This window comes from Parabacteroides sp. AF21-43 (assembly GCF_003635435.1).
GTDB lineage: Bacteria > Bacteroidota > Bacteroidia > Bacteroidales > Tannerellaceae > Parabacteroides > Parabacteroides distasonis.
Window position 1 is genome coordinate 1 of record NZ_QTMG01000043.1, and the last position, 9,513, is coordinate 9,513.

Consider the following 9,513-nt stretch of genomic DNA (forward strand, 5'->3'; position numbering starts at 1 on the left):
ATTTTCCCCCTGATTTATCGGGTGAGCCTTTTTATCGCAATGGGAAGAGAAGGAGAATAATAAAAAAGCGGCAACACATATTCATAGTGTTGCCGCTCATGCACGGAAGGAGAGGCTCGAACTCCCGACACCTGGTTTTGGAGACCAGTGCTCTACCGACTGAGCTACTTCCGTATTGCGGGTGCAAAAGTAGTTTAATAATTTGAATATGCAAGTAAAATATGAGAAAAAATAGTCTGCTTTTTAAAAAGGCATTTAGATTATATTTAGTATGTTTGCCAAATCAAAGAAAAAGGAGTGGGAGTTTTTGTGCGAGATATCAAAGGGTTGCTTGAATCTGTGTCGGTAGATAACAGGGGAGCTTTCGAACGTTTTTATAATTTATATTATGATCAGGTTTTTCGCTTCGCTTATTATTGTTTAGGCGAGAAGGAGGCATGCCGTGAAGTTGTGACAGATGTTTTTTTCTCGGTCTGGCAATCCCGGAAACGATTAAAGGATATTGATAATATAGATACCTATTTATATATTTCCGTACGTAACGAGTCTTTTCGTTTTCAAGCAAGGAATAAAGACTTGAATAGGGTTTCTTTAAATGAGTTGTTGCCATTAATGGAAGAGGAAGATGAGGGTTCTCCGGAGGAGCATTTGGAGTTAAAAGAGATGAGAGAGATGCTTGATAAAGCGATTGACGAACTTCCTGAGAAATGCCGTCTTGTGTTTTTGATGTCTCGTGAGGAGGGATTGAAAACGAAGGAGATCGCGGAAATATTATCGGTTCAAGAGAGTACGGTTCGTGTACAGATGAAGATCGCTATAGAAAAATTGGTAGCCCGGTTGAAGCCGAGCTTTCCAAATATTTCATTCTCTTTATTGCTGATGTTTATTTTTAATGTGATTTATAGATCTGCTTAAGCTTTCTATATGGGGATATTCCCTGTTAGAAGGAAAGATGATAGTTCTTTTATATCAGTAACGATTTTGTTTGCTCCGGCATTCGCTAGTTCTTCTTCATCCCCGTAGCCGTAAAGGACTCCTATTGAATCTATGTTATTCGCTTTGGCCCCTTCTATATCATATTTACGATCACCGATCATGACTACGTCAGACCGTGTTTTTATATCGGTGCTGTCTAATACATATTGTATTACATCCGCTTTTTCGGAACGGCTTCCGTCGAATGTGCTTCCTCCAACAAATGTAAAATAAGATTCTAAGTGGAAATATTCTAGAATTTGTTGAGCGAAGGGCTGCGGTTTTGAGGTGGCTAAGTAGATTTTCATTTCGTTTTCGGTAAGCAAACGGAGTAATTCATCAGTACCTTGATACAGGGTATTCTCGAAAATACCTTGTTTTGAAAAATATTCCCGGTATTTAGCAATGGCTACATCTGCTTGCTCATCTGTAAACTGATAGAAGTCCTTAAAGGATGTTTTTAATGGTGGCCCGATGAAAGGGCATAAAGATCGTAAATCTTCTACTTCTATATTGAAATAGGAGAGGGCGTACTTTACAGAACTGGTAATACCAATCATAGGATCGGTTAATGTACCGTCCAGATCGAACAATATATGTTGATACCTTTTGTTATTCATTAGATATTAATAGGATTGAAAAAAGAAAGGCAAGATCTCTTTCAAGATTCTTGCCTTTTTGATGAGTCGGGATGAGAAGACTCGAACTTCCGACCTCCACGTCCCGAACGTGGCGCGCTAGCCAACTGTGCTACATCCCGTTTTTTTGTATCGTTGTCTCGATTACGGGTGCAAAGGTACACATTGTTTTTGAACCTGCAAGAGAAAAGTGGATTTTTTTGCAGGAAAAATAGATAATTTACTGTCCTGTGAATTTTTCTTTCAAAACATTTGCTGGATTAAAAATAATACCTACCTTTGCACCCGTAATCGAAACAACGATATACAAAACGACATGATGGTGCCATAGCTCAGTTGGTAGAGCAAAGGACTGAAAATCCTTGTGTCCCCGGTTCGATTCCTGGTGGCACCACTTAGAAGAAAAGCAAAAGACAGTAAAATCCTGATTTCCAAACGGAATCGGGATTTTTTGTTTTCCGACGGAACGTAAAAAGCGGCAGAATATTACGGTTGCTGGTGTTCCAAAAGGTGGAGCAAAATAGGTGGAGCATGAATCTCCACCGAATAAGGTTACTTCTCTCTGATTTGCAACATTTTGCGTATCAAGAAAGCGTGCATGGTTTCCTACTTTTGTACAACGAAAAAACTGTAGGAACATGAAAAGAGACTCATTCAATGTGCTTTTCTTCATCAAGAAAGCCAAACTGCTGAAAAACGGGGAAGCTTCCGTGTGTATGCGCATCACCGTGAACGGTGCGCGAGTGGAAAACAATATCCGCAAGAGTATTGAACCTGCCTTGTGGAATCAGGCGAAGGAGTGCGCCAAAGGGAAAAGCCGCAAATCCTGCGACTTGAATGCCTATATTGAGGAGGCGAGAATTAAGCTCCACCAGACTTTCAATGAACTGGAGAAACAAGGACAGTTCATCACCGCTCGCCTACTGCAAGAAAAGTTCTTCGGGCAAGACCAGGTGCCCGAGGTTGTCCGCACCCTTATTCAAACCATCCAAGAACATAACGACCAATGCCGTGAACTTGTCGGCAAGGACTATGCCTTGATTACCGTTCGCCGTTATGAGAGTTGCAAGCGTTATCTCGCCGAACTTATCCAATTGAAATACGGTAAGGCGGATTTGCCATTGTCGGAAGTCAATGGCGAACTGGTGCGTGCTTTTGAGTTCTACCTCAAAACAGAGAAGGAATGCCAGCAGAATACGGTTATCCGCTACATGAAGTGCTTGAAGAAGATAACCAACCTTGCGCTTGCTAACGAGTGGATTACCAAAGACCCGTTCATCGGCATAAAGTTTCATGAGAAAGAGGTTATCCGTGAGTTCTTGACAATGGACGAACTACTCACTATCTATCACAAGGAGTTTCCGTTGGAACGTATAGCCATTGTCCGTGATGTTTTTATTTTTGCTGCGTTCACGGGATTGGCATTCATAGACGTGCAACAACTGGCACCGGAACATATCGTGGAGGATTCTAATGGCAACCTGTGGATTCGCAAGCCTCGTCAAAAGACGAAGAACATGTGCAACATTCCCCTGCTTGACATTCCGCTGGAGATTCTCCGCAAATACGCAAAGCATCCGGCTTGCCAAAAGAAAAACTGTCTGCTTCCTGTTCCTTGCAATCAGAAAATGAACAGTTACTTGAAAGAGATAGCAGATCTGTGCCTGATAAACAAGACCTTGACCACACACGTTGCCCGACACTCGTATGCGACCTCTGTCTGCCTTGCCAATGGTGTGAGTATTGAGAATGTGGCGAAAATGCTCGGTCATTCCAATATCAAAATGACACAGCACTATGCCCGTGTACTTGATTCTTCTATTCTGCGAGATATGAATAATGTTAAGTCCGTGATGTTAAAAGTAATGCAATAGATATGGACAGAGGAATAATAACAATCAGTAAAACAGGTGCGGTCACTATGCCGACTGCACCTATATGGATGACGCAATACGAGATTGCCGATTTGTTCGGAGTATTTTCATGCGATATTCGCAAGGTGAGTCGTTCCATCTATAGGAACAAGGAATTAGACGAGACAAAAACGAGGAGATATATCAAACAGCCGGACGGTATCAGTTATGATACTTATAGCATTGAAATGATTATAGCCGTTGCATTCAGGATATGCAGTAAAGGAAGTATCCTGTTCAGACAGTTTATAATCGGTAAAATGAGTGCTACCACAAAAGAGACACCAATAACACTGTTTGTTTCCTGTGGTAAAAGAAGCAACCTATGGTATAGTTGAACCTATTCCGCCAGCCACTTATTCCCCATGTCGGATGCGAAAGTAGCGTATGACTATGATGACAGAGGCAAGGTCAGGCGGCAAAGCCGTTTCGGGCAGAATCTTCCTCAAACAGGTTTGAGCGTATTCAGCCCGAAAAACTTGCCACTGCCTGCCACACGCTTGAAAAGCATCCAGCAACGGGAACAAGCGACTGACGGAAAATTAAAGGGTATAAAAGAACGGTTTACAGACGAAGCAGGATACTATGCTTCATCCGTAAGCCGTTCCTTTTCTTTTTGTTGTAAACCCATTGCTGCTGCAATACAGGGCAGATGGCAAACTTCGCTCCTTCAAGAAAATCAGGTTGCCCTCTGTCGATAGGCGGAGCGGTAGCCGTCATTCAACATCCACTCAATGTCCAACCCTAGATAGAGTGATATTCCGTTTTGCTTTCATTTTTTCCGTGGAATGTCCGCTAAAATGTTCGGTCAAGAACTCCCCAATATATTTATAATCTATCAAATCTATGGCTTTTGGCTCACTTTTGGCTGATCATAAAGCATTTGAGATTATAGTGTCGTATATTTCTTTATTAGAGGCACATTCAATATAAAGAAGAGCTTTCCAATAATTTGTGCCGAACTTCTCTTGCAGTTTTGATGCTGCGTCAAGAATACTGTTCTTTATCTTATCTGCAGGAATAGAGTTTCCAATTAATGACTTAATTATAAATATAAGTTCGTCAATAACATCGGATGAATTTTCTGCGAATCTATTAAGTAAATCAAGCCCTGTATAATGACCTACAATTTTCGCATAAAACAAGTCACTAATTTCTGTTGGCTGTTCTAATCTAAATGAAAACACTGGAGTCTCTTCAATAAGTTCTCCTCGGACAAAAAGATATTGATGATTCGGTATTTCATCTATAAATAAGTTCAAAAATATTCTATCTGTTTTAGTCCTCCAAATTTTTGACTTCTTCCCATTACAAGTCATACAACATTGCATCAAATTTTTTGGATTGTCAGAAAATTCTGGAAACTCTGTTTTGGGGATACAATGGTCTAAAGATTGAACATTATTAATTGTACAATTTGGGCATAACTTTGAAACTCGATTATGTTCATCAGTAGTAAGCTCTGCAAGCAATTCTTGGAATGGCTTCATCTGAAATGAATACATATTCAATAAAGCTTCTTTCTGTTCGTCCGTGACGGGTGCTGCCTTCAAATTTTGAAGTGTGTCTTCTTTAAAGCAGGTATCATAACATTCAAATTGAGTCTTTATTGTTTCCTCAATATCTGAAACTACAGTCTTGGCTTTCCCTTCCTTTTTTGCATTCAGTACTTTTTTGTGAAAATTGAATGCGTCCCCGGTATAACTCTTAATTCTTCTCATACTTGCAACTTGTATCGTTGTTGAATATACATTTTAAGACCAATGCCCAATTCAATATCGCGTGATTGTAAAGCCGAAATTAAATCATCATATGATAACCCCAACGATATTAACTCATCAATTTTTGTTTTAAAATACTTAGGAATATTTTTGTTCTCAAAAATTTCCTCGACTAATGCTGACACATTTGCACCTAACGATTCCATATTAATGGAGCGAATTACTGGTAGATTATTTATCCTATCCATAATTCTCACTCCGATAGATCTCATCTCTCGAATGACAAGAGGGGAATGTGTAACAATAATTGCATACGATTGATATTCATCAAGTAATTGATATATTGATGACATCAATGATGTTATCGCATTTGGATGCAAGTGTGTTTCTGGCTCATCAAACAAGATTAATGAATCATACCTGATATTGGCAACAATATTACAAAATATAAACAATAGCGAAGATTCTCCAGAACTCATATAATCTACAATTTCGACTAAATGGGCTTGGTTTACTTTTAATTTTTCTTCTTGAGTTGTAAATAATGCAGATATTATATCTGCCGAATACAAAGGAGATAGTATATTTCTCAGAGATTCAGCCCGTTCTCTGCCATTAATTGTTTTTGTAGTTTCCAATAATTTCAGTTTTAATTCCTTTGGTGCTAAAACCGTTTTATTATCTTTTTTTCCACAAGCTAATCCACAATATATATAGTTGAATCCCACACTATTCTTTGGCACATCAAAACTATCATATAGACTTGTTGAAACGGCAATTACTTTACTATACAATGGCACTTGTGGTGCAAATAGATCCTCTCTCCCTTTTGCAAGATCAAGCGGTAAGGCTGTGATTAGTTGTGTTTTGCCAACTCCATTTTGTCCTATTATGGCAAAAACTCTCTGCTGAAAAGCACTGTTAATATCAAAAGAGAACTCTATATGAATCGGATTCTCTGCATATTTGGGAGAAAACTCATAAGAGAATCTATAACAACTTGATATTTTCCGATTATCAATTAGATATTTTTCTTTTCTTAGAATGCGTTCTACACTATTGTCTCTTATAAGACTATGGAAAAATGGATGTCTTTCAAAATTATCTTCTATAAATGAAAAAATGGCGCAATCCTTTAAGGCCCATAATATAGAGAGATACTTCTTGGGGAAATTTTGTTTAAGGTTGTCATAATATTCTTGTGTTTGTCCAATTGAGCAGAAATCGTTTTCGCCTAATGAATAGAAACTATCTTCCATAAGGTCGCGAACACGATATTTTTGATGTTCTGAATCTGTATATTCCTGCTTGACGTTAATTATCTTTAGTGGACCAATGTGCGTATAACCCTCTTTAGATTCATAGTAAAACAGTTCAAATCGGGACTCTACTCCGTAATCATCCCAATGATCTACCACCAAGACAAATGATGGAAATTTATTTGGTTGACAGTGTGAAGAAAGTTTATGTGCATAGCCTCGTGGACTTCGTTCCAATAAAAAAGGAATATTATTTTCCACTACTGCGCTATCATCAATAATTGACGTGTGTGGCTCTATTTTATATGAAAGGTCTCCATTCTCATTAACCTCATACGGCTTTAGAATGTATTTTTTAGGAAGCAAATACTCGTTAATGGTAGCAACGAGAATAAGTTGAGAGTCATGATTATGATAAATCGGATTTACGGTTTCAATAATAAACTTATTAAATAACTCCTCCTTTTTAAACAGTTGAAGTACTTCAGAAAATAAATAATCACAATCCCAATCATCATTGTTAAACATATGTTGTTGAATGTCACCTCTCAGATTATTAAAGCGAGGATCCGATGATGGCAATGTATCTATATCCCAGATATTTGACAGAAAGCCAAAGAAATTACCATCATTTATCAAGGAATTAAAAAAATTAGATCCCTTAATCTGATTGAATAACATTTTCTGTTGGACAGGAGAGAATATAGTTGTTGTCATAGCTAACCAGGATATTAAGATTGCACTTTAAATGTAGGCACACAATTAAAACTTATTTATTTTTAATTAGATTCTCATTATCAACGCCAATAAGAACATAGCCACCAGCAGCATTGGCGAAGCCCGCAACTTCATCGTAGATTTCCTTAACCTTAGAAAGTACACTGCGTTTGAAATCTACATTGTAGCCTTCAAAGGCTTTCACTAGCTCTTGTATTTGCGATGCTGTTAATTGAACACAAAGTTACGAAATTATTTTGGATCAGGCTACCGTTCAGTACTTATTGATTCAAAAACAAAAAAGTTTCGTCATATCCAAGTCTGGTTTTCACGACTTACTCAATAGAAATGTCAAAGTCTAACATTTCGATATATTGTCTGTATATAGGCAGAGGAACTAACCTATGGTATAGTTGAGTCCATCTCGCCAGCCACTCGTTTCCGATGCTCGGATGCGAAGGTAGCGTATGGCTTTGACAGCAGAGGCAAGGTCAGGCGGCAAAGCCGTTTCGGGCAGAATCTTCCTCAAACAAGTTTGAGCGTATTCAGTCCGAAAACCTTGCCACTGCCAGCCACACGCTTAAAAAGCATCCGGCAACGGAAACAAGCGACTGACGGAAATCAGAGAATATAGAGGAACGGCCTACAGACGAAGCAGGATATTGATGCTTCATCCGTAAGTCGTTCCTTTTATGTTGGAAGTCCATCGCTCCGCAATCATAGGGCAGACGGCAAACTTCGCTCCTTTAAGAAAATCAGATTGCCAATTAGGTTGCCCTCTGTCGGTAGGCGGAGCGGTAGCCGTCATTCAGCATCCTTTCGATGTCGGATTCACGGTAGAGGATTTTACCACCCAACTGGATATAGGCGATACGCCCCTCATTACGGTAATCTTGAAGTGTCCGACGGCTTACCTTCAACCGTGCCGATACCTCCTTGTCGGTAAAGAAACGCTCACCGCCCAGTGTCGGGCGGTAGTTGGCGGTCAGATGCTCAAAACGGTCAAGCAGACTGTCGAGGCTGCCCATGAAGTGGATTATCCACTCGTTGTCCTTGTTAATCAATTCATTCATGTTACTCTGGATTTAGTGGGTATTGTTATTATAGTTAGTTCATATAGTCTTTCCTTTGAACCTTGCTTCCTTTCTCCTGTCCTCCACAACGGAAACGATACGTTTCACATCTTCGGGACGGTAGTACGTCTTGTGATTGATTTGGCTGTATGCCAAAGTTCCATTGTCCCGAAGCGTCTGCAATGTACGTGGGCTGATGCTGAGCATCCGGCACACGTCCTGATTGTCCATCCACTCGCTCATTGTCTTTTCCCCGTGCCGTTGGCAGATAGCCTCCATGCGGCTGACAAAACGGTCGAACCTTGCGACCATTGCCTCAAAAGTTCTTTTTTCGATTGATACAATTTCCATAATGTATTCCTTTTGTTGTTTCTTTTGCTACAAAGGAATATATAATACATTGTCGGGCAATCGTTTTCCTGAAAGTGGCAGCGTGTTGCGTTGATATGGTAGTCATTGTCCTATATCACATTTTCAAATTAGTATTGAAAGTCCGATTACATATCAACTCATCAATACTGAGAACTTTGTAGCAGAAAAATATATCAAACTTATCAGTCTGCCGTATTATCAGCCATACGACTTATCAATTATACATACGGCTGATAAAGCATATTATTGGTCATATGACATTATGGTCAGTTGAATTAACGTATGACCATACATACGTTTTATCAGTTAAACTCAAAGGTAACTTCATATGATAAGTTATCTTATAAAAGTATCTTTCTCTGTCAATGCTTCAAATGATTTTTGTGTTCACTTGAACACAGCAAGGTATGTTTTGGGCTGCTCAAAATACTTCGAGCAGCTCAAAACGCCTTGTCCTTACAGGAAACTGGATTTCCTCCGAAGTCGGAAATCCTTTCAAATCAGCGATGCCATTTTTACCCTTTTGAATAGTCTGAATTATTCTTTATCCACTCTTTTGCTAATTCTGTGAGTCTGTATTTTTGCTTCGGATGATTGGGCTGTTCAGGATACATTGGTTCAATTGCACCATCTTCCAACGCAGGAAGAAAATAATTTTTCCGGAATGATGTACGATGTTTGAATCCCATATTGGACATAATTTCATTCATCGCCATATAGTCGTCACTCATTGAAAGAATCATTTCTTGAACTTGAGCGGTACTTGGTCGGTAGTTGAGCGGTACTTGGTCGGTAGTTGAGCGGTACTTGTCCTCTTTAGTTGCTTTTTTATCCTCCTTGTCTAT

General features: G+C 39.3%; 11 protein-coding genes and 3 tRNA genes. 5 read left to right on the forward strand and 9 right to left on the reverse strand.

What is annotated here, in order from left to right:
- Window positions 1–101: 101 nt before the first annotated feature.
- Window positions 102–174, reverse strand: a tRNA-Trp gene (locus DWX84_RS20170).
- 123 nt (window positions 175–297) lie between these two features.
- Here DWX84_RS20170 and DWX84_RS20175 point away from each other — a divergent pair.
- Window positions 298–915, forward strand: a complete 618-nt coding sequence (locus tag DWX84_RS20175) for an RNA polymerase sigma-70 factor (protein ID WP_008777949.1) — start codon at window positions 298–300, stop codon at window positions 913–915.
- 5 nt (window positions 916–920) lie between these two features.
- On the opposite strand, the gene DWX84_RS20180 is transcribed toward DWX84_RS20175, so the two are convergent.
- Window positions 921–1,595, reverse strand: coding sequence for an HAD family hydrolase (locus tag DWX84_RS20180; RefSeq protein ID WP_005858707.1), 675 nt, complete (start codon window positions 1,593–1,595; stop codon window positions 921–923).
- Between the two features lie 66 nt (window positions 1,596–1,661).
- Window positions 1,662–1,735, reverse strand: a tRNA-Pro gene (locus DWX84_RS20185).
- Between the two features lie 199 nt (window positions 1,736–1,934).
- Here DWX84_RS20185 and DWX84_RS20190 point away from each other — a divergent pair.
- From DWX84_RS20190 to DWX84_RS22030, 4 genes are all read left to right on the forward strand, one after another.
- Window positions 1,935–2,007 (forward strand) — tRNA-Phe (locus DWX84_RS20190).
- Between the two features lie 244 nt (window positions 2,008–2,251).
- On the forward strand, window positions 2,252–3,487 hold the full coding sequence (locus tag DWX84_RS20195) for a site-specific integrase (protein ID WP_117873947.1): 1,236 nt from the start codon (window positions 2,252–2,254) through the stop codon (window positions 3,485–3,487).
- 2 nt (window positions 3,488–3,489) lie between these two features.
- Entirely contained in the window at window positions 3,490–3,864 is a 375-nt protein-coding gene (locus DWX84_RS20200) for a hypothetical protein (RefSeq protein WP_117873945.1), read from the forward strand.
- A gap of 27 nt (window positions 3,865–3,891) precedes the next feature.
- A complete protein-coding gene (locus DWX84_RS22030) occupies window positions 3,892–4,227 on the forward strand; it encodes a hypothetical protein (RefSeq protein ID WP_117873943.1) in 336 nt (111 codons plus the stop codon).
- 171 nt (window positions 4,228–4,398) lie between these two features.
- Here DWX84_RS22030 and DWX84_RS20210 read toward each other — a convergent pair whose 3' ends face one another.
- The 6 genes from DWX84_RS20210 to DWX84_RS21720 all read right to left on the reverse strand — a co-directional run.
- A complete protein-coding gene (locus tag DWX84_RS20210) occupies window positions 4,399–5,247 on the reverse strand; it encodes a hypothetical protein (protein WP_117873941.1) in 849 nt (282 codons plus the stop codon).
- Complete coding sequence (locus DWX84_RS20215) at window positions 5,244–7,223, reverse strand: AAA family ATPase (RefSeq protein ID WP_117873939.1); 1,980 nt, start codon at window positions 7,221–7,223, stop codon at window positions 5,244–5,246. Before DWX84_RS20215 ends, DWX84_RS20210 begins: the two co-directional genes overlap by 4 nt.
- A 52-nt stretch (window positions 7,224–7,275) precedes the next feature.
- Window positions 7,276–7,428 (reverse strand): helix-turn-helix domain-containing protein, encoded by a 153-nt coding sequence (locus DWX84_RS20220; RefSeq protein ID WP_224202051.1) that lies wholly within the window; start codon window positions 7,426–7,428, stop codon window positions 7,276–7,278.
- Window positions 7,429–7,990: 562 nt separating this feature from the next.
- Window positions 7,991–8,296, reverse strand: a complete 306-nt coding sequence (locus DWX84_RS20230; protein WP_117873935.1) for a helix-turn-helix domain-containing protein — start codon at window positions 8,294–8,296, stop codon at window positions 7,991–7,993.
- A 39-nt stretch (window positions 8,297–8,335) separates the two neighbouring features.
- Window positions 8,336–8,647 carry a helix-turn-helix domain-containing protein gene (locus tag DWX84_RS20235; protein WP_117873933.1) on the reverse strand — a complete coding sequence of 104 codons (312 nt, stop codon included), beginning with the start codon at window positions 8,645–8,647 and terminating at the stop codon, window positions 8,336–8,338.
- A 536-nt stretch (window positions 8,648–9,183) separates the two neighbouring features.
- Window positions 9,184–9,513: Fic family protein (locus tag DWX84_RS21720; RefSeq protein WP_370449841.1), on the reverse strand; the 330-nt coding region annotated here is incomplete at its 5' end.